Origin of the sequence: Bradyrhizobium japonicum USDA 6, from assembly GCF_000284375.1 — a bacterium.
In the GTDB taxonomy this organism is placed as follows: Bacteria; Pseudomonadota; Alphaproteobacteria; order Rhizobiales; family Xanthobacteraceae; genus Bradyrhizobium; species Bradyrhizobium japonicum.
Window position 1 is genome coordinate 7,960,277 of sequence record NC_017249.1, and the last position, 19,840, is coordinate 7,980,116.

Sequence of the window (19,840 nt, forward strand, 5' to 3'; positions counted from 1 at the left end):
CACTCTCTAAGCGATGGAAGGGCGGAAGGTGACCGGCAGGCGCTGCGGGCAGCGAATGACGTAAGACGGCATGTAGACGACGTCCTCCGCGGCGATGGTCAGCGCCAGATGCTCCAGCCGCACGAACAGCGCGGGGAAGGCGCAGCCCAATTCCAGACGCGCCAGCGCTGCGCCCAGGCAGAAATGCGGCCCCTGGCCGAACGACAGGTGCGGGTTGTGCCGCCGGGTGACATCGAACCTGTCGGCATCGCCATAGATCGACCGTACGGATTGGTGAAGGAGGTTCGACCGTGCCCCCGATGTGTCCGCCATTATAGCCTCCGGACCGGTCCCACACCGTGAACAGAGCAAATCGCGTGCCGAAGTGAATTCGCAGGCTCAGCAGGCACTACATAGCTGCGCGTAGTGTCAGGTTTCTGGCATTCAGTCTCAATGCCGACAACGGGCGCAGTAAGTGCCCGACAAAGGCCTGCTCTCGCGCTGAATGTGCGGGGCAGCCCTTGCGCGAAATTTCAAGCGGATTGGCTGCAGCAGGTGTGGTTCGCCGGAAACCACTCCGATGACGCCGGCGTCATCGAACGCGATCGCGTCAGCCTGTCCGGAGGGCAAGACCTCGCCGCCTTCGTGGCTCTGGCTACCGAAGATGCGGAAGCTCGGGGACGGGGCGCGGTCGCAGCGTCACGATGCCGGGAGTGGACTGAGCGCGAGCTAGATAAGGCGATTCAAGCTATGCTTGAGGGGGTGCCGGCAGCGAAGTTGAAGGACAAGATAGGCACTCTGGAAGCACGCAAGCATGAGCATCTGCTCGAGGCCGTGCAGCAGCGCCTTGATGCAAACCCAGAGGCGATGCGCCAGCTCGCGAGACAGTCGAGCATCCGTTCGGCACGTGAAGGCTCGCATGGGAGCGACGCACTTCCTGAACAAACGCTTCCAAAAGTAGCTACGGAGATGCCTCTCGGTTCTGGCCTTTAGCGTAGGGCGCATTAGATTAGCGACCAGCGCCGGGGTGCATTCTGTGGCGCCGCCCGCAGCGGCGCAATCGCTGGAGTCGCGCCCCTCAGGTCCTGCAGGGGCACCCTGGCAATGTGGAAAACTCCGACGCTTTCACCGTTCGAAGATAAGGTGCCTTGTCAATCAAGACTTTGGCTTTTCAGGATGAAGCTGCTTGTAAGAGTCACAGCTGGACCAATATCAATGCGTCGGCTTAGCGTGCTTCAAACGAAAGCTGATGTCGTGGAAATTCATATTCTGCGCACAGTCGGTCTGGATCAAGCGCGTGATTCGATAGCGGACGGCATGGATTGTCGCCGCAGCAATTGTTTCTTGGCGACGTCAGTTGAGCAAACCGCAGGCGGCCATTGTGAAACAGAATTGCAATTTGTGCCGGCCGTCATGGATAGCGGGGTGCCGACACCCCCGCTTTCGATGTCGGCACACTCGCAAGCCGGCACGCAGCCGGCTATCCGCTGCAGATTTGCCCCCGCCGCGACCGAACGCAAGCGCCGGCCGACGCATCCGCGCCTTCACAGAAGGCGTCAATCACCGCGGCCTGAAGGCCCAACTCACTGCATCCTTTGCGTCGTGATTGTCGACAAATGCTGCCCGTTGGGATTCCTGTAACGATTGGCGAGGCTTTGTAACAATGAAGCCATCTGGTCAGGATCTGATCGAACAGTAAATTCTCCATAGTTAGGGTCGAAAAGCGTGGTCGTTCCATTCGAGGCCGACGTCGCCACTGTGTGGGCGCCGCCTTCAGCGAAATACAAGCTGAGTAAATGGTTCGATCCGTCTTCGTTGATTTCGTTCACCATGGACTTGACGTTCGAAGACTTGCCGAATGCGAATCTCTTCTCTTCTCCAGCCGGTTCCAAGCCTGCTTCCTCCAAAATGGTATTTTGTGCCTGAAGGTCGGCCTGAGAAGATCCTGCTCCCCTGCTTCGCAACTGATCCTTAAGACGTTGATATTGCTGCTGCCGTTCAGCCGCTGAGGCGTGCGTTTGCGATCCGGGTGTGAGCGCACTCATTCGGGTTGATGGGCTGTTGCTAAGATTGCGGAACCACTCCGCAGTCAGCCCGACGCAGATGCCGTCCACATTCGCATCACGCAGGTCGGCCGTTCTGTATTCGAACAAGGAGGTGGCCGGACTCTCTGGAGAGGATGTACTGGGTTCGGAGGCGCTAGAGGTTTGAACGTTTGCATCCAAGGTATCTGGCTTGCTGCAGCAGGCCCCCATCTTGTCAGGCAACTCCCCCGATCGTGAGCTCCACTGGGGCGCGAGATCTGCAAGTGTTTCTGTAAAGCTGCCGCTATCCACCGACTGGCTCGGTTCGTCAGTTTGGCTAGTGCGTGTAGATGAGCCACCGATTCGATCATACATGACGATTCACCTCTCTGTGCTACGCTAGTCTCTTCGCATCAATTCGGGCTGCTCAGGCCCTGCGGCGAGGATACCCGGACAAGCTGATGGCGAGCTGACGGACAGCAGTTGTACAGCTAAGAAAGCGTTCCTTTGTCGGACTTCTGACAACGTCGGATACGCCTCGGCGTAGTGCTGTGTCAGATCCTCAGATTCCGGAACGCCACCGACAGGCTATCGCTGCGATGCTCGCGCGGCATCGAGCGCCCACGAACCCGAAATCGAGAGCAATGACAGGATGCTCGCGGATTGTCTCGAGCGGTTCGGTGTTGCTGCGTAAGCGGTGTGTCTCCCACACCTTGTTTGGCGTGAGCTGATCGGCAACATGCGAGCCGTCATATACAGTAAGGTTCGCATATATGGTTGACCATATAGTTGACGCTGCAGAGCCACGGGGCCGGGTGGATATCCAGGTCGGAGCGGGGCGTCGGCGGCGGTGGAGCGCCGTGGTCAAGGGGCGGATCGTGGCGGAGTCATATGCGCCGGGCACAGTTGTGTCCGAGGTGGCGCGCCGGCACGACCTCTCACCGCAACACCTGTTTGCTTGGCGCAAGGCCGCGCGTGCCGGTCTGCTGAGCTTGCCGGCGGAGGATGCACCGCTCTTCGTTCCGGTGGTGTCGGAGCTTCGCCCCGCTGGGATGTGCGTGGAAGCGGCAACGCGGAACGGGATAACGATCAGCATCGAGATTGGCGATGCGGTAGTTCGCGCAGCGGCGGGGGTCGATCCGGCCTGGCTGCGCGATGTGCTGCGGGCCGTGAGGGCGACGACATGATCGCGGCTTCGGCGGGCGTGAAGATCATTGTCGCGACGCGGCCGGTCGACTTTCGTAATTATGCGGAGCCCACGATTATGCGGAGTGTGCGGCCGTTCAATCCGAGACCCGCTTCGTTATCAACAGTTTAGTTCCTGCTGCCCTCTTTCTCACTCAGCATAATCTGAGGCCTTTCTTCCTGCCTTGATGGCAACGAAAGGGAGACAAGGAATGGCCAAGTCGAGTGAGGATCACTGCCACGGGCTGCGCTGCATGGACGCAGGCGATCTCGACCCGCTGGTGACGGAGTTCACACGACACCTGACGGTGTTGGGGCATAAGAGCTTGACGGTGAGCGGCTATGACGCTGCAGCCCGTCACCTCGCGCAATGGCTGACGCTGGCCAAGATCGCAGTCGCTGATATCGATGATGGCGTCGCCGATCGGTTCGCTCGGCATCGCTGTCGATGCCCCGGCATCCGTCGCGAGAGGAGCGTGTCCGCGAAGTACGTGAGGCGGGTACGCCGGTTCATCGAGTTTCTCGGCGAGCGCGGAATCGTCCAGCGCAAGCCGAAGCCCGCATTACCGACGCCCCACCGCCGGGTGGTCGAGTTCCAGGACTGCGTCACAGAGCTGACAATAGATCGGCACGGTCGCATGGTCATGCGGCTGCTCCCGGCGCTTGGCATCAGGCCGCGAAGTTGGAATGCTCAGCTCATTCGCGACGTGATCATTGCAGAGACGAAGCGGGTCTCGCTGGCCTATGTGAAGACGATGACGATGGCGCTGAGAGGATATTTGCGGTTCCTCAGCGCACGGGGGTTGTGCCGAGCTGGACTCGATCAGGCTGTGCCAATCATTCCGCAGTGGCGACTGTCGTCGCTGCCGCGATACATCCGCTCGTCGGATGTCGAGACGTTGATTGCAACGTGCGATCAGACCACGGCGACTGGCGTGCGTGATCGGGCGATCCTGCTGCTGTTGGCACGACTGGGCTTGCGGGCCGGCGACATTCTCTCTCTTCGTCTCACCGATGTTGATTGGCAACAGGCGACACTGTCGGTTCGTGGCAAGGGGCGGCGGGAGACGAGATTACCATTGCCGCAAGACGCCGGGGATGCCTTGCTCGCTTATCTGGATCAGGCCCGGCCGCACGTCGCCGATGTTCGAATCTTCTTCATGTCGAATGCACCAATCCGGCCGCTGACAGGTTCGAGCGCAGTCTCTGATGTTGTGCGTAGTGCAATACGAAAGGCCGGTATCCCCGTTCCGTCGAATGGGGCCAACCTGCTTCGGCATTCGGCCGCGACGGCCATGCTCCGGGGCGGCGCGACGCTCGACACGGTTGGCGCCGTACTGCGCCACCGCTCACCGGACATGACCGCACACTACGCCAAAGTCGACGTGACGATGCTGCTGCAGATCGCGCAGCCCTGGCCGGGAGATGCGTGATGCTGAGTCGATATCTTGCCAAATATGTGGACCAGCAGCAGTCGCTGGGGTTCAAGTTCCGTGTCCAGCAAATCCTGCTGAGGGGCTACGTCAGCTTCGCCGAGGAGTGCGGCGACCGGCACATCAGAAGTGCCCGGGTCCTGGCATGGGCCGCACGTGCGCCGTCACCGGAGCAGCGCCGCAACCGGTTGCTTACCGTGCGGCGGTTCGCGCTGGCGATGCACGCCGAGAATCCGCGCCATCAGGTTCCGGCGGCGGATGCACTCGGCCACGCTGTCGTCAAGAGGCGACCGCCGTATATCTATAGTGCGGACGAGATCGCACGATTGCTTCGTGCTGCGGCGGCACTCCGGCCAGCGGGCTCGATCAGACCGACCATGTATGCAACGCTCTTCGGCCTGCTCACCGCTACTGGCATGCGGATCGCAGAAGCATTGGCGCTGCAGATCGACGATGTAACTGCCGATGGGCTCGTCGTCCGACAGACCAAGTTCCAGAAGAGCCGGCTGTTGCCACTTCACGCAACAGCTCGGCTGGCGCTCGACAGATATCTGGTCACCCGGCGGTCGCTAGACTACTTCTTCCTGCCCCCCGCTTTGGTCCCAGCGATTTCTCGATAGAGCCAAAGCAAGCCATGGGGCACGACACGGCGGCAATAGGCTTCCGCCGGCTTCCCTCCGCTTCGACGCCTATCAAGGCGGAGAGGGCGTCGCGCATCTTGACGATTGAGATGTCGGGCCGGCCTTGCGCAATAGGCGGCATGCGCGGTATCGGCGAGCAACCCGATCGGCATGGCTCGCGGCGATGGTAACTTGTCAAGCTTTGCCGCCTCGACCTGAGCACGTTCGAACCACTGCTTCGCCGACGCCCAGTCGCCGAGCGTCGCAGCGTTTATGCCTGCCTCGCGGGCGATATGGCTTCGGTTGCGTCTTGTCCGCCGGCTTCCGCAGCGGCAGTCAGCAGCGGGAGCGCCGCTACATGATCGCGTCTGCGCCAGTGGATCTTGGCACGCGCGCGCGAAAGCGAATGTCGAAGCCGAATTTGTCTTCAGCTTGCATCAGACAGGCAAGTGCTTGCTCGGCGTCGTCGCCATTCTCGTTGATGCAAATCGCCTGCGCAATTGCACAGCGTGTCGCGAGCATAGGCGGCGCTGGATCGGTATATAGATACGTTCGTCTGGGGCGGGCTGAAACGTACCACATAGGAGGCTACGCCTATGGCCTCTACGGCACACCCGATTGGAAGCAGAACAGGGAAAGCAGCGATCCCAGCCCAAAGGGCCGCCTGCATATCTGGCGGGCTTATGACTATCCGCACATCTTCGCGATGTATTTGGCCATGCCCGCATACATTTCTTCGCAGCTTCGGGCGAGTGACGGGCAGGTCGGTTAGGGGCGCACCAAGGCGACCTTGCCGGCCGGCAACAAAGCAGGACAGCGACTTGTTGTGTCCTCGCGAGCTCGCCCCCTTCAGAAGTGTCGTCGCTAGGAGCTGGACGTGCGACGCCGTCCCAGATCGGAAAACTCTGCTGAAACACACCACGCGCGTCTAGAGGTTAGCATGCAAGTGACTTAAGCGCTCCAGCCCCTGCTCAATGAGAGATATTGGAAGATAGCTGAAACACAGGCGCATGTGACGGCCACTTCCTGGGCCATAGTTGCGACCATTTACAAGGTGCACGCCGTGCAAGCGGCTTGCAGCTTCAATAAACCTCTCCGGATCCGTACCCGGGGTAAGCCGCACCCAGAACGAGAAGCCCCCGCTTGGCACGCTATATCCCAGGTCGCAAATCCGGCTACGCTGCAATAAGCTATGTACGCTGTCTCGCTTCGCTCGGTAGTGCTCGCGCAAGCGTGTTATGTGCGAGTCAAGAGCGCTCGATTGCAACAACCCCAAAACGATGTTACTTAGGACCGGACTTACGCCGCCGTCGCGTTTGAGGTGCGCAAGCCTGTTGATGATGTCCGACTCCGCAAGCACCCAACCTAACCGTAGCCCCGGTCCGGCAACTTTTGAGATGCTATGGACATTGATCACGTTATTGCCTGGCGCCACCCAATGCGCTGGACCGTTGTAGGGTAACTCAGCATAGACAAGGTCCTGCACCAAGAGAGCGCCACTGCGGGCTAGCAGTGCCGCCAATTTGGCCACATAGTCGCGCGACATCTGGCGACCGGTTGGATTATGAAATGCTGGCATCGTGTAGAAAAGCTTCACCCGGGCATTGGTCTGCAGTATTGCCTCGACTTCGTTTAGATCGACTCCCTCTGCGGCTAGACCTAGCTGGACCACGGTTGCACCCGCGATCGAAAACGTACGCAGTGCACCCAAGTAGGAGGGGTCCTCCATCAGGACCACGTCACCGGGGTCAATCCAGCCATCGGCAAGCAGTTGTAAGGCCTGTGAAGCTCCACCCGTAAGCATAACTTGGTCATGCCGCACACCGTACCTCAGTGCGAGCTTTGTACGGAGTTCGGGCAAACCCGCCGCATCCGTATACTGCGGCAGATCGGCGAGAGCCACACCTGTACCTCCGTCAAACGCGACTGGCCACGGCAGTTCTGCAAACATGACCGGGTCAGCCAGGGCGTAGCCGAAATTGATACCATGCTTCGCACTTGAGGAGTTGAACGGCGCGAAACCTTGAGCGATAGCGCTGCGTTTTGAGATGCGGGAATTCATGGCTTCGTCATTCGGATCGTCATGATTGCGAAATCTGTTCTTTGCCAAAGCGCTTATTGTACTCCGCGGCAAAGTTCGCAGGTATCGGCGTGCTGAAACAGGGAAAGTCGACCGACGTCTTTGGCTGGGCTGCTACGGCCGAAGTCTCGAGGGACGGCCGCCACGCACCGCCAAAGTAATGCTGGCCGTAGCCCATCGCTAGCTCAGGTACTACGGGATAGAGGAGGCTCAGGAACAGCGAGATCTGCGCAGCATTCCATGTCCAATCGTCTGCATGTGCAAAGCCAGCTAGCTCGAAGCACCTGTCGATGATATCAAGCGCATCCCAGAAACGCAGTGCGGTGACCGCATCGGCGTAATCTTCAGCGAAGCGGCGGAAATTCGGGGAGAGTTCGGTGCTCTCTACTGTACGTGCGCTTTCTGCACACCGCCGTAACGCATCTTCCCAGACCCGAATGCGTGACGCTGCCGAGACGAGTCCGTCGAGACTAAAATCGTTTGCGTCGGTTCCAAAGGGCTTGGCCACTCGCGCCAGCGCATAACGGAGTACGTTTGGTCCCACGTCACCCGCCACTTCATCGCCCCAAAGAGCATGATCACGACTGGTGGAAAACTTTTCGCCTTTCAGCTTGTAGAAATCCTGGACTGAGTGATTTTTGGGAATTGGGTAGCCGCGCGCGAGCAGAGCGCCGGCCACACCTAGCGTGTAATAGAAACGATTATCCTGCCCCATGAAGAAAAGAATCTCGGTGTTCTGGTCGTGCAACGCCGCGTTTGCGTCCAGACCGGCGCGGGCGCATTGCTCGCGAATTCCGGTGTCGAAGCACCAGAGGCCCTCAAACCATGTAAGCAGCGTTTGGCCGATCAGAGAGTCAGGCTGTTTTACTTCCACGCCGTGCCTGAAATGGCGGGTCATCGGCAAGCCGCGCACCTCCCGGAGTAGCCAAGCGCGCGCCTTGGCCCGTATCGGCTCGGGCCATACGCTTTCTCCAATGGCTTCGTGCAGTGAGTGAGCGAGACGTGGCATGTCGAACACGGCCTGCGTGATGGGTCTTAGCACAAGATTGCAGCCGCAGGTGACGTGCCGGGCGTCACGGATTGTGTCGTGCTGAAGAGCCAGCCCGCAGTTCTCACACAGGTTGCTGTCGCAAGGCGATGAGCAAGCCGGGCAACGGCCAGTTGCGAGCGAGTCCGCAGCGAACTCATCGCAATGTTCGCAATACAGTTGGACGCCCTGCCGTACGTCGACGTAGCCGGCCGCCTGCAGCTCGCGGAATATCGCTAGAGCATTTCCCTTGTGAATCGCGCTGGACGTGCGCACGAACACATCGGGCGTAATTTGCACCGCGCGCAAACACTCTAAGATCTTGTGAACGTATCCTTCTGCGACCTCGCTAAAGGATCGGCCGAGCTTTCGTGCCGTTTCGAGCGTATATGTGCCGTGCTCGTCTGAGCCCGTGATGTAGTAGGCCCGATGGCCGGCCATGCGTTGAAAGCGGACGAAAATATCAGCGGGCAAATACACGCCGCCGATGTGACCCAGATGTAGCTTGCCGTTAGGGCAAGGCGGCGCGGGACAGATAAAATAAGTGCGCACGTCAATCCCACCAGATCGAGATAAACTTGAGAGCGCTATCTTGGCTGATATTGCGGATAGTATGCCTCTGATGTGGCGCCATGTAACACAAGCTCGTTTCGCTAACATTACGGACCTGACCGTCGACTTCGAATTCTCCACGACCAGAGATCAGCAGCCACAGTTCGTGCTCCTGATGATCGTGCGGGTCGACCGCATCGCCTGGAGCGAGCTCCGCGACTGATGCGCCAAATGCTGGGCTGAGACCCTCCGGGAGATGCTCCAAGAGGCGCCAGACCAGAGCGCCGTATTCGGTTCGCATCAGAGAATGATCGGGCCGCGTCGTGTACATGTTGGTCTTCCTCAGACGTGGCTATCAGTTGCGATAGAATATGCCATTGGGACGCTTTAGGTTCTCAAGATCTGCCACAGCTTCTTCTGGTGGGTTGTACGCACGCTTCATGCGGTTGTATTCGGTGCGTGTTGGCCCCTCAGTGGATGCGCGCTGGAACACCAAGTGAATCGCACGACGCGACCGATCGCTCTTGTTTGGCAAGGAGTAATGGGGCGCATAATCGTCAAAAATGAAAACATCCCCAGCTTTCAATCGCACCGGCTCCCATGCGAAGGCCTCGGCGATCTCCGGGTGAATCACGCCACCCGCATCCATCGGAAACATTCCTTCCTTATGGCGAGCTGGCGTGAAGAAGAGCCCACCGTTGCCCGGGCCGGAGTCGTCCACGGCGATGGATGCAATTGCGTGCACCATGCGTTCGGGTATCTTGTGCGGGACATGATAGATGTCCTGATGAGGGCGGTACCCGCCGCTGTCCGGATACTTGAAGATCAGAAGTTCCTTCAACATCCGTGTCTTCTCATTCAAGAGTGTCTCGACCGCTATACGAATGCGGCCATCGGCCAGGAGCGCGTCCCGTAGAGGGGCATGGTAGTCTAAGAAGTTCTCGGCCTTGGAAATAATTTTTCTGCTGTCACTCGTCTTCTCGAACCACAACATCCACTTGTCGGAGCTTACATCCCAACGTGCAACTTCCTCAACGTAACGAGAAATCTTGTCGCGCTTGGCTGGATCGAAGAACTTCTCCAATCGAAGGTATCCATCCTTATTCCATTTCGATTGTTGCGCCTCGGTCAGCATGTGTGAGCTCCTTCCTAAAATGAGACGGATCAGATGTGCTTTGGCCGAGGCGGGTTGCTAGCACCGCATTAAGAGCGGTCGCGCTCAATAGGCTAAGCAACATCACGTCAGGGCCGAATCCACGGACCAACTGCCCTCCGACCATAGGAAAGCCGAAGAGCCCGAGAAAGTATGCGAGGGTAAATATCTGCGATGTAGTGGGCACGGAGACGCCGTGCTCACCGGCGAGATTGACGGCTATCGTATTCAAGGTTGAATAACTTAACCCATAGCCGGCGGCAAAGAGGACAGAGGCCGCAATATAGAGTGATGTGCTGCCACCGTTGAAAAGGAACAGCACCAGAGACGCAGCGGTCAGTAGGATGAGCGTGAGTGCCAGTCGGCGTAACGGCAGGCTGCCCATGAGGTGAGCGACAGAGAAGCGTAGTATCACGCTCGTAGCAGTGAAAAAGAGAAAGAACAGATCGGAATTCAGGTGACGTGAGGCGGAATACGCGCTCTGATATGTGGACAGCCCCGCGAACACGCAGCCTGAAATCGCAATCATGGCGATGGGGAGTGCTGTGCACTTCTGAAGGAGTGTCGTAGTCGCGGCCAGAGTAATTGCGATATCTGGCATAGCCAGTGCCGATAGCCTCGACGTCGCGCGTCTTGTAAGGTCTACGCAGGCGGCGGCGATCACGCACGCAATCGCAAGCACCGCATAAATCGTGGCCAGCGAACCAGTGTATTTTGCGAGCAAGTGACCAAGTGGAGCTGCCAGGCCGAGCCCAGCCATTTGTGATCCGGATAAGACCGTCAAATACTGAATACGTGCTGAGGGCCGTAGATGGCGGATGATCTGCAGCGGTGCCAAAATGAAGAACACTGACCAGGCAGCGCCCACCAGCAAGCCTCCACCGTACGCAGCTCGCGTATCGAGGGCAGCGCCGGCAAAGGCAAGCATGGCTAACGCCATAAACAAGGATGCGACAGTCAACGTGGGCAATAGGCCTATCCGCTTTGCCAGCCACCCTGCCAAGCAACAGGAAACGAGAGTGGTAGCCATGCCGCTGGAAATGATAAGACCAGCGGCTTGACCATCCGTTTCGAGCGCATGCATGTAGTCCGGCAATAGAAAGCTAGTGCCGTAAGCTGCTGCAATGACAATGGAGGCAATCAAAAATGGTACAAAGGCGCGGTAGTCGAGCGTGCCTGAAAGCTGATCGGCGGGGTTGGCCGTTCCATCCGCAATCCGGCCCCGCAGCGGTGAGGTCGAGCCGCCGTTCATGTGCCACCCGATACCTGTCGGGTCGATCGCATCGCCACCACACCGGCGTCTCGTTCAGACGCGTCCGAAGTTGCGTAAACCTGAATCATCTGCCTACCGGATGTATTCAAATAAAACGGTCGGCCGAGGAGGCTATTGATAATTTGGCTGTTACGGTACGCGACCAAAGATAGATTGGCGCTCTGCAATCCGTGCTGCACGCGGCTTTGATTTTGTAGATATATTGGTCCTGGCACGGGCCGACCGAAGCGGACTGCATAGTCCGGGCCAAGTACTGGCAGGCCATCTTCCATACATGCTCCCTCGAGCAGGGCCTCCAAGAAGGGCGGCGTACGCGGCTGGAAACCAGTAGCAAGCACTATACGATCGACTAGAATGCAGCTATTTCGCTGCGTTGCGATCTCATCTAGATCTACTCGCCAACCCATTTTGTGGGAGGTGATGCCTTTCACGACTACGCTGGGCAACACACGAAAACGGTCGGTCAGCGTGCCATCCACGCTGCGTTCGTACAGCATTTCATATAAGCGGTTGCACAAGTCGACGGAAATGCCATCGCTCGTAAGCATCTCGCCCTCGACTATATCGCGGCGTTGCTGAAGCGGTAGAGCGTGAAAGCGACGGCTATACGCGGGCGTATAAGCTTCATTCACGAAGCTGTTGTCGTCGATGGCAAAAAAGTTCGAACGCGACGTTGACCACGTGATCTGGGTGGATACAGAACGAGTAAGAATGTCCTCGGTAATCTCAGCGCCACTCTGACCGCCTCCCACAACGAGCACATGCTCGGCTGCTTGCGGTAGCGGCCGCTCGAGATAGTCAGCTGCATGGTAGAGAGTTCCACATAGCAAAGATCTGGCACAGGCGGGGATTTTGGGCTCTACGCCAACACCAACAACAACAGCGCGCGCTAAGTATGTGGTTGTATTCGTGCTGATGCGGTAGCCGTCCCTAAAGGGAATAACATCATTGACGACCTCGGAAAAGCGCAGCGTCTTGAGTCGCCCTGCGACCCACCGGTAGTACTCAATAAACTCCTGCCGCGATGTTGAAGCATTGCGCTTGTTGACAAAGCTGTAGAGCCGACCATGCAGCGCCAAATAGTTGAGGAATGAATATGGACTAGTAGGATCGACCAGGGTCACGCAATCCTTAAGCGGCGACACCTGTAGGCGGCTGTTCGGCAGCGCAAGGCCCGGATGCCAGACAAGTGCGTCTCGCTTCTCCAGGAAAAGTGCGCGGAGCGGAGTAGGTTCAATAAGCGCTGCAAGACTAAGGTTAAATGGGCCGATCCCAATTCCGATGACATCCAGCATTTCCACAGAAGCCTCCTTGAACTCGTGTAAGTTCTTGTCGTTGGCGCTCGCGTAAATTCTGTCCGGGTCTGGGTACGTCGATTGATTACTGAAGCACGTTTGTGTGACTTGGGATGGGGCAGCGGCTTGGCCTGTAGCGCGGCAGTGGTCCGTCTGCTCAATAGCAACCGCCGTGCCACCCACAAAATCTCGACTGCGCCTTGTTGGACGAGAAGAACATGCCCACCTACGGCATTTCGTGCGGAATCGCCCCGGCAGCTCTTGTCGGATTTACGACATTGCGGCGGCAATCGGACATACACATGCGGAATTCGGAGCGCGCGGATCCATGGCTGAAAACCAACACCGTGAGTGCTCGTCTACGCCGACGTCGTCTTGATGAACCTTCAGTATGCACCTGCGTTGCTCCAAAAAGGCGAGACGCCGGCGGCCGCCCCGCAAGAGATGCTTCGCATTTTTGAGACCATTACCTCCGAGCATGATGTCGGGTTGTTCCGCCGTTTCGAAATTATGCGCTACCGGCATGTCAAGCGCGGTATCCCGATTCGGACGTGACAGTTGTCGAGGATCGAGTGTTGGGCCCATATGCCTTCTCGATCTGGTCCAGCGACTGAGCGATCAGGAAACTCTTGATGCCGTAGCCGGCCATGAACGCCAGCGCGGACTGGAAGAAATCGAGCCGCCGAGCGCCGGGAATTCGTCAAGCATCAGGAGAAAGCGGCGTCGGCCGGCCTTGGCCTGCAGATCTTCCGTCAAGCGGCGGCCGAGCTGATTGAGAATCAGACGGATGAGTGGCTTGGTGCGGTTGATGTCCGAGGGCGGCACGACAAGGTAAAGCGTGGTTGGCCGATCCCCGCCGACGATGTCGATAATCCGCCAGTCGCGGCGCCGTGTCACCTCCGTCACGACGGGGTCTCGGTGGAGGCCCAGGAACGACATCGCGATACTCAGGACGCCCAGCGTTCGTTACCGCATTTGTTCAGCAGCTGGCGGGCAGCGGAAGCGACGACGGGATGGACGCCGCCTTCGCTGAGATGCGCCGTTCGCATCATCGCGGCGAACGTCGTCTCGATCGGCCGCTTCGGATCGGACAGGAAGGCTGCGACGCCGGCGTGGGTTTTGTTTCCTCGGGATAGAGGACGTGGAGGATGGCACCAACCAGGAGGGCGTGGCTGGTCTTCTCCCAGTAGTTCGGCTCCTCCAGGCTACCCTCCTGGTCGACCAGGATGTCGGCGATGTTCTGGACGTCGCGCACCTCCCACTCGCCGCGGCGGACCTCGAGCAACGGGTTATAGGCCGACGATTTTGCATTGGTCGGATCGAAGAGAAGGACGCGACCGCGCTGGCTACGGAAGCCAGCGGTGAGCTGTCAGTTCTCGTCCTTGACGAACGATCGCCGAGCCCGGCCAGGTCGGGAGCGAAGGGATAACGAGGCCGACACCCTTGCCCGATCTCGTGGGAACGAAGAACAGGACATACTCCCGCCCATCATGGCGAAGATATCTAACGATGCACGCGATTGCGGATCCCCAGCGCGAGCTTTTCTACGTCAAATTTCTGCGATGAAGTAGGGCAGCATGATGGGCAGCGCTTCCGCGCGCCGGTAACGCCCTATGTTCGATCGGGATATCTCCTCCAGGTCGTGACGAGCTCTTCGTCGGGCGGCATCGGCGACGCCGGTGATGATATCGGCGAGCAGATCCGGATCTTGCGGAGCGAAGTGCGTGCCCCCTTCCGCGACAAGCAACGCGAGCCAGCCCCATTGCATCTTTAAGCAAGCCACGCAGGACAAGGTGCGCCCGGAAGGCGACGGCCTCGCGGACCCCGACGGCTTTACCTGCCTCTGCGCCAGTTTCTTCATCTGGGCGAGCGGCTTCACGCGGGATGGCGATGTCATCGGCGTGCACATGTTAACCTTTGCGAATGACGGCGCCTCGCGCATGTCGGCGCGCGAACTTCAAAGGCAGACAGACATGGACCTTCGCAAGTTCGACGGCTTCCTTGCCCGGATGGGCATGCCCTCGCCGATCCGTGCGCAGACCTGGGCGACGCCGCCCGAGGAGATGTTCGGCCTGACCCCCGCGGAGATCGCCACCATGACGCGGGAGACCGCCTTCGCTCGCATGCGGGAAGCGAATTGTCGATCCGGCGCGGCCCGTTGGCGCGCTGGGAGCCGCTCTCCCCTTCCAACGATGCCTCACGATCGCCATGCGATCAGCCAACGCTGATGACGATGATGCGCCTCGGCGCGGCGCGCTATCTTGGGAAACTCGACAGTTAGATCGGTTCCCTCGGCACATGACTGGTCGCCGTCGATGCGGCAGCAGCGGACTGAAGGACGGCTTACGCCCTACTGTCCGAGGGGTTTGGACGCTCACAATCAATATCGCGAGTAAGCTAGGTCACATTGTCCGCGTACGGAAAGAACACTACCGATCCGGCGACACTCTGTGAGTTGGGTCTTCATCGATATTTCTGCTCGGTCTCTCTTGGATAGCGCCGGATAACATTTTGGCGTTCCTGACTACGTCTGCGAAAAATCTTCGTAGATATCGAGTTCTTCATTGATTTTGCCCCGAGCTTGCGGCCGGCCTCGTCGAGGTAGAGCTGATTGATCAGGCCGCCGTTGTGGATCAGAAACTCACGCGAAGCCTTCATTTCAACGTCGGTCGCGACAAGATCGGGCTTGAGCTGGATCGAAAGCACTTCCGCCGTCTTCGCCAGATACTCGGATGGATTACCGAACATCAGATCCTGGCACCGCAGGGCGATATAGGCTTCTTCTCCAAATAGCGGTACAGCGCCAAGGCGTCTTCTTCGACGACGCCAATGTGGCCGCGGAGAAGCACTTGCTCGAAAACCATTTCCACAACCAGCTCAGGGCCAGGCTACTTGGCTGCGAGGCGATCACCCAGCTCGTGCGCAGACCGCCATTGCCCCGCGCGAATACCTCAACAGCAAGGGCGAGCTTTCCCGCAAGATGCAGGATGACGCACCGTCGCGTGGAATCTCACGACTGGTGTCTATTACAAAGCGGGCGAGAAGCCGTGGTCTCTTGCCGACATCCGGGATGGCGTCTGCTACACAGGCCTCGTCTTCAAGCGTACAAACAACCCGGTCGAAGCGAAGGAGGCGTGCTGTGGCGCGCAGATGTTCCCTCATACCGGCGAAGGCATCGAACGCCGCGGCTGCGAAGACCGCCCCCGTCAATGGCCCGAACCTCGGCCGGCGTTCTCCGGACGCTGCCGTTCTATCGACGTTTTGCGGCGAGGAACGGGCAGCTCTTAGGGGACCTCTTATCGCTTCGGTGTCAGTGACCGTGCATTCGAACAGATTCCTATTCATCGGGCAGCGGACGCAAGAGCAAACGCTCAGCGAAATACAACGCTTTCGCCGCGGTCAACTACCACTGCTAGCAATTGATCGAACTAGGGATTTGTTCAATATTCGATGAAGCGGATGCTGCGGTAACCTTTTCGAAGTCGCGTGAGTTCAAACGGGAGCCACTCGCTACCCATAGATGATGACGGATCCAGCTAGCGGTCGCCGCTCGCGCTGGTCTGCCTGGTCGAGCGGATAGTGTGGCCTAGGGGCTACGCAAGATGGGACCATGACTGCAATGATCTTGTCGGACAATGTCATTCCTCGCGCCGATGTCATTAAACGCGCAGTGCGCATCGGCGCAGAAATCCGAAATGTCAAACTGTCAGGCGATTTACCGGAGCAGACGATTGCCTCGATCAATGGGCTGCTTTTGGAGCACAAGGTCATCTTCTTTCGCGGCCAGCTCCACCTCGATGATGCGGAGCAGGAGAGCTTTGCCATTCGTTTCGGAGAGTTGACACCTCATCCAACGCTCGGTGCGATCAAGGGAACAGCGTCGATCATCGAGCTTGATTCCACCCGTGCAGGTAGCCGGGCGGATCTCTGGCACACTGATGGAACCTTCGTCGATGCCTACCCTAAGATCGCCGTGCTGCGAGGCATTGTGATGCCACCTTTCGGTGGCGATACGGTCTGGTCAAACACCGCCTCGGCCTACCTCGACCTAGCGCCGCCGCTCCAAGGGCTTGCAGACAGGCTATGGGCCGTTCACAGTAATGCCTTTGACTACGCAATACTTGCCCGCGTCAGCGAGCTCGACAAGAAGCACTTGGACGAAGTCTTCACTAAAACAATCTATCGGACTGAGCATCCCGTTGTGCGCGTGCACCCGGAGACTGGCGAACGCACGCTCGTGCTCGGCGCTCTGGTGCAAAACTTCGTTGGCCTGCCGAAATACGATGGCCAGAAGCTGTTCGATTTGTTTCAGTCTCATATCACTGCGCTCGAAAACACTGTGCGTTGGAGTTGGAGGGATGGTGATGTAGCGATCTGGGACAATCGCGCTACACAACATTATGCAGTGAATGACTACGGCGACCAACATCGCCTCGTTCATCGCGCAACCGTCGCCGGTGAGGTGCCAGTCAGCATCGATGGTCGGAGTAGCGTAACGCGCATAACGGGCGACCACCAAGCTGTCTAGATAAGCGACAACATTGACTACGACACGCACAATGGAAACTCTGCGGTTGTGCGCTCAATCGCTCTCTGCAATATTCGGCAGCTAGGTTCCCGTCGCAGTCAAAATATGAACCCGATGCGGCGCCTCTCAACTTGAAAAGCAACAACTGTTCTTCACAGGCCGCAAGAGGTTCAGCAGCTGCTCGTAGCGGTACAATAATCATTAGAGCGGCCGGGGAGTGTTCTCGTCGGCAGATGCTGAGTCTCGATCGGCGCCACATGGCCGGGGGCCTTTCCAGGAATGCTCCGCTCGTACGTTTTTGAGCAATCCCATACGATCTGTCCTTTCTTGGGGTAATGGCCGCGACATTATAGCTGGTTAGCACCGCGCTTTATCGTGCCTTACAACGCTAAGGAAGTTGGGATGCAATATGGATCTGCCTGCACCAGCATGCGTGAGGGATCTACCATCTCGCCATCCGCAACAGTTTACTCTTACACCGATCGGTTCCTCCTCATGAACGCGGCTGGCGCACTTTCCCGCGCATCCTCAAAGCCGCAGCCCAAGGTCTCAGCGCCCAGTGACCACCCATCGTCTCGGAAGAGTTCTGGCGCAGACGCGCCTGCTTCCCTCGGCTCGGTCGGAGGAACGTCTAGCTGGTTATTGCCCGTTACGACCGTATCTGAGAGAGGCGGCTCAATTTATCGAAGATGAGGTCATCCACCTCTACAAGCACCACAGTGGCCGCCTCGCGTCTTATGGCGGTCCGCAAATGGCGTGCAGTGTTAAGCGTGAATTGCGGTTCCTCGATCAATAAGACTGACTTGTTGACCACAACGTCGGACCCGGTAGTGCTCTTGTCGGGAGGTGCCTCCTCGCTCGCCTCGCCGGCGGTGGGCCGCCACGTCCGATAACCATGATAGCGCCGAAAATCATGGTAATAGCCGGGGTCGTAGCGATAGCCATATCCCCTGAACGCGCTCACATGTTTCTGTGGTGCTTTGTGGATATGCGGCTTCGCCGGCTGCGAAGCAGGACCCTGGTGGGCGCAACCGGCCGCAAGCGCGCAGAAGAGGACAACGAGTATCGCCTGAACCTGCCGGAAAGCGGGGCCGAGCCGATGCAGCCCGTTGGAAGCGCAGGCCGGTAAGGAAAGCATGACCATCGATCGGCACCTGCGTCGCAAGGATCTGGGAAACGTTGACAGTGGCGCCGAGCCATCCGCGGTATCTGTCGACGGCAGGTCCGCTCGTGAGCTTGTAGGTGAAGCGAGCCTGCGCGCCGGTATCGTTGACCGCACAAGCGATATTGCTGGCGCCGTTTCCGGTCTCGACGTGCCACGTGCACCCTGCAATGCGATAGCCGGGCTCTGCAGGGAACGTCTCGGCATAGTCTGCAGTATGCTCTGCAAAGACGACGGGGTGGTCGTCCTTGGTTTTATCCACCGTATAGGAGCGCTCGATCTGCTTCGGTTCGTCAAGCTGTGATACCGGCACGTTCACGATAAGGCGGCGGTCTTCGGGCAGTATCGTGTGGATCGCTCCGGCAAGAATTTCGGGGATCTTCACCCCAGCGTTGGCTTGGGTCTGCACATGCGTGGAGTTCAGCTTGCTCCAGTTCTCAAAGAAGATCGTCGTGTCAACCCATTTCGTCCAGCAGACAGAGGGTTGTGGTAGGGCTGCGATCATGCTGTAGAGCGGGCTTGCGGTGATCACGGTCGCTGGAATGATGAAGTTGACACCGGAAACCTGCGCCTCGTTCCACTTGACGATGCCGCCACGCCGAACTCGTTGAATGCAGGTCCGCCGCTGTTGCCGACATTCATGATTGTGTCGGTCTGCCGTCGGCCGTTCGGGCTCGTCTGGCTGCTGATCAGACCGCTCGAAATGCTCAGATCCAGATCGAGAGGATAACCTAGCAAATAGAGCTGTGTCCCCATCGGGGCCTGCTGGTTGTCGTTGATCACAGGCATCGGGCAACGAGAGGCGCCACGGCTATTGCCGGCGGACTGCGACAGCTCCAGAAGAGCCAGGTCCCTGGCATCGTCGCGATGAACCGCAGTGACCTTGATGGGATTCGCATTGCGCGACCCGAGGCGGGCATTGACGTCGAAGCTCTTGTAGTTCTCCTCGCGTCCGATCACATGGCTGTTGGTCAGCACGAGGCTGTCGCCGATGAGCAGCCCGGAGCCGCCGCCGACTTCCTGCTTGTCGTTGTACATCACGCCAACGTACTGGACGTGAACCGTCCTGACATTGTAGCGCGCAGCAATCTGCACCGCCGCGCGATCGGCCAGCGCGGGCGCGCCCGTGGATAGTAAGAGACCGAGTGTCGGGAGGGATAGAATTTCCTGACGGCGGCGATATCGAGTGGGCTGAGTTGTCCTTTCCGTTCCATGCTGGATTACAATAGTTCATTATTGAATCGAGATCGTATTGGGTGACCTTATAATCGCCGACCGAGCCGGAAGCTTTTTCGTTACGGCACGCCTCCGGCGCATCGTCGCGGTTCTGTTCATGCGTAAAACCGAGGGCATGTCCGAATTCGTGGACAGCGACAACGCGAATGCAGAACTCGCGCCGATCTCGGAGCCTTTGCTCCAATGATTGAAGCTGAAATTGAGAGTCATGCCTGACGGCTTGCGGTCGAGATACTCCACCCTCCTGTACACTGGCACCAAAACCAACCTTTGGACCCCCAGTATGGGTTGCT

Annotated in this window: 20 protein-coding genes and 2 pseudogenes; 7 read left to right on the forward strand and 15 right to left on the reverse strand. The window is 58.6% G+C overall.

Going from position 1 to position 19,840, the window contains the following annotated elements; genetic code table 11:
* Positions 1 to 6: 6 nt before the first annotated feature.
* Positions 7 to 312, reverse strand: coding sequence for a cytochrome P450 (locus tag BJ6T_RS37160; RefSeq protein WP_011084937.1), 306 nt, complete (start codon positions 310 to 312; stop codon positions 7 to 9).
* A 120-nt stretch (positions 313 to 432) separates the two neighbouring features.
* Between BJ6T_RS37160 and BJ6T_RS37165 the strand changes: the two genes are divergently transcribed.
* The gene (locus BJ6T_RS37165) at positions 433 to 972 is read left to right on the forward strand and encodes a DUF2235 domain-containing protein (RefSeq protein ID WP_162177120.1); all 540 of its coding nucleotides are present in this window, start codon (positions 433 to 435) and stop codon (positions 970 to 972) included.
* A 590-nt stretch (positions 973 to 1,562) separates the two neighbouring features.
* Here BJ6T_RS37165 and BJ6T_RS44190 read toward each other — a convergent pair.
* A complete protein-coding gene (locus tag BJ6T_RS44190; RefSeq protein WP_011084934.1) occupies positions 1,563 to 2,378 on the reverse strand; it encodes a YopT-type cysteine protease domain-containing protein in 816 nt (271 codons plus the stop codon).
* A 440-nt stretch (positions 2,379 to 2,818) separates the two neighbouring features.
* On the opposite strand from BJ6T_RS44190, the gene tnpA reads away from it, so the two are divergent.
* The 3 genes from tnpA to BJ6T_RS37180 all read left to right on the forward strand — a co-directional run bounded on the left by tnpA (position 2,819) and on the right by BJ6T_RS37180 (position 5,241).
* Complete coding sequence (gene tnpA / locus BJ6T_RS37170) at positions 2,819 to 3,190, forward strand: IS66-like element accessory protein TnpA (RefSeq protein WP_157158178.1); 372 nt, start codon at positions 2,819 to 2,821, stop codon at positions 3,188 to 3,190.
* 210 nt (positions 3,191 to 3,400) lie between these two features.
* Complete coding sequence (locus tag BJ6T_RS37175; protein WP_014497734.1) at positions 3,401 to 4,621, forward strand: tyrosine-type recombinase/integrase; 1,221 nt, start codon at positions 3,401 to 3,403, stop codon at positions 4,619 to 4,621.
* Positions 4,621 to 5,241 (forward strand): tyrosine-type recombinase/integrase, encoded by a 621-nt coding sequence (locus tag BJ6T_RS37180; RefSeq protein WP_014497735.1) that lies wholly within the window; start codon positions 4,621 to 4,623, stop codon positions 5,239 to 5,241. Before BJ6T_RS37175 ends, BJ6T_RS37180 begins: the two co-directional genes overlap by 1 nt.
* 354 nt (positions 5,242 to 5,595) lie before the next feature.
* Here BJ6T_RS37180 and BJ6T_RS47710 read toward each other — a convergent pair whose 3' ends face one another.
* The 7 genes from BJ6T_RS47710 to BJ6T_RS37210 form a co-directional block, all read right to left on the reverse strand.
* Positions 5,596 to 5,763, reverse strand: a complete 168-nt coding sequence (locus BJ6T_RS47710) for a hypothetical protein (RefSeq protein ID WP_155256178.1) — start codon at positions 5,761 to 5,763, stop codon at positions 5,596 to 5,598.
* Between the two features lie 406 nt (positions 5,764 to 6,169).
* Entirely contained in the window at positions 6,170 to 7,303 is a 1,134-nt protein-coding gene (locus BJ6T_RS37185) for an aminotransferase-like domain-containing protein (RefSeq protein WP_011084930.1), read from the reverse strand.
* 19 nt (positions 7,304 to 7,322) lie between these two features.
* The gene (locus tag BJ6T_RS37190) at positions 7,323 to 8,900 is read right to left on the reverse strand and encodes a class I tRNA ligase family protein (protein WP_014497736.1); all 1,578 of its coding nucleotides are present in this window, start codon (positions 8,898 to 8,900) and stop codon (positions 7,323 to 7,325) included.
* Position 8,901: 1 nt separating this feature from the next.
* Positions 8,902 to 9,231 (reverse strand): cupin domain-containing protein, encoded by a 330-nt coding sequence (locus tag BJ6T_RS44195; protein WP_011084928.1) that lies wholly within the window; start codon positions 9,229 to 9,231, stop codon positions 8,902 to 8,904.
* Positions 9,232 to 9,255: 24 nt separating this feature from the next.
* Positions 9,256 to 10,035, reverse strand: a complete 780-nt coding sequence (locus BJ6T_RS37200; protein WP_011084927.1) for a phytanoyl-CoA dioxygenase family protein — start codon at positions 10,033 to 10,035, stop codon at positions 9,256 to 9,258.
* Positions 10,001 to 11,305, reverse strand: a complete 1,305-nt coding sequence (locus BJ6T_RS37205) for an MFS transporter (RefSeq protein ID WP_014497737.1) — start codon at positions 11,303 to 11,305, stop codon at positions 10,001 to 10,003. The genes BJ6T_RS37200 and BJ6T_RS37205 overlap by 35 nt, the downstream gene beginning before the upstream one ends.
* A complete protein-coding gene (locus tag BJ6T_RS37210) occupies positions 11,302 to 12,621 on the reverse strand; it encodes a lysine N(6)-hydroxylase/L-ornithine N(5)-oxygenase family protein (RefSeq protein ID WP_197905464.1) in 1,320 nt (439 codons plus the stop codon). Before BJ6T_RS37210 ends, BJ6T_RS37205 begins: the two co-directional genes overlap by 4 nt.
* 351 nt (positions 12,622 to 12,972) lie before the next feature.
* On the opposite strand from BJ6T_RS37210, the gene BJ6T_RS47715 reads away from it, so the two are divergent.
* Positions 12,973 to 13,176: a hypothetical protein gene (locus BJ6T_RS47715; RefSeq protein WP_014497739.1), complete on the forward strand. Its 204-nt coding sequence runs from the start codon at positions 12,973 to 12,975 to the stop codon at positions 13,174 to 13,176.
* Here BJ6T_RS47715 and BJ6T_RS44200 read toward each other — a convergent pair.
* Positions 13,164 to 14,123: pseudogene (locus BJ6T_RS44200) on the reverse strand (type IV secretory system conjugative DNA transfer family protein); the annotation flags it as partial. The gene BJ6T_RS47715 and the pseudogene BJ6T_RS44200 overlap by 13 nt on opposite strands.
* A gap of 47 nt (positions 14,124 to 14,170) precedes the next feature.
* The gene (locus BJ6T_RS47720; RefSeq protein ID WP_162130951.1) at positions 14,171 to 14,389 is read right to left on the reverse strand and encodes a hypothetical protein; all 219 of its coding nucleotides are present in this window, start codon (positions 14,387 to 14,389) and stop codon (positions 14,171 to 14,173) included.
* A 25-nt stretch (positions 14,390 to 14,414) separates the two neighbouring features.
* Between BJ6T_RS47720 and BJ6T_RS37230 the strand changes: the two genes are divergently transcribed.
* A complete protein-coding gene (locus BJ6T_RS37230; RefSeq protein ID WP_223153694.1) occupies positions 14,415 to 14,849 on the forward strand; it encodes a hypothetical protein in 435 nt (144 codons plus the stop codon).
* Positions 14,850 to 15,084: 235 nt separating this feature from the next.
* Here the strand turns inward: BJ6T_RS37230 and BJ6T_RS37235 are convergent, their stop codons facing one another.
* Entirely contained in the window at positions 15,085 to 15,369 is a 285-nt protein-coding gene (locus BJ6T_RS37235; RefSeq protein WP_011084921.1) for a hypothetical protein, read from the reverse strand.
* An 862-nt stretch (positions 15,370 to 16,231) separates the two neighbouring features.
* Here BJ6T_RS37235 and BJ6T_RS37240 point away from each other — a divergent pair.
* The gene (locus BJ6T_RS37240) at positions 16,232 to 17,149 is read left to right on the forward strand and encodes a TauD/TfdA dioxygenase family protein (protein ID WP_011084919.1); all 918 of its coding nucleotides are present in this window, start codon (positions 16,232 to 16,234) and stop codon (positions 17,147 to 17,149) included.
* A gap of 911 nt (positions 17,150 to 18,060) precedes the next feature.
* Here BJ6T_RS37240 and BJ6T_RS44210 read toward each other — a convergent pair.
* The 3 genes and pseudogenes from BJ6T_RS44210 to BJ6T_RS49755 all read right to left on the reverse strand — a co-directional run.
* On the reverse strand, positions 18,061 to 18,843 hold the full coding sequence (locus tag BJ6T_RS44210) for a hypothetical protein (RefSeq protein WP_011084918.1): 783 nt from the start codon (positions 18,841 to 18,843) through the stop codon (positions 18,061 to 18,063).
* Complete coding sequence (locus BJ6T_RS37255) at positions 18,840 to 19,349, reverse strand: S1 family peptidase (protein ID WP_225895009.1); 510 nt, start codon at positions 19,347 to 19,349, stop codon at positions 18,840 to 18,842. Before BJ6T_RS37255 ends, BJ6T_RS44210 begins: the two co-directional genes overlap by 4 nt.
* Positions 19,350 to 19,584: 235 nt before the next feature.
* A pseudogene (locus BJ6T_RS49755) lies at positions 19,585 to 19,731 on the reverse strand (M12 family metallopeptidase); the annotation flags it as partial.
* Positions 19,732 to 19,840 lie beyond the last annotated feature (109 nt).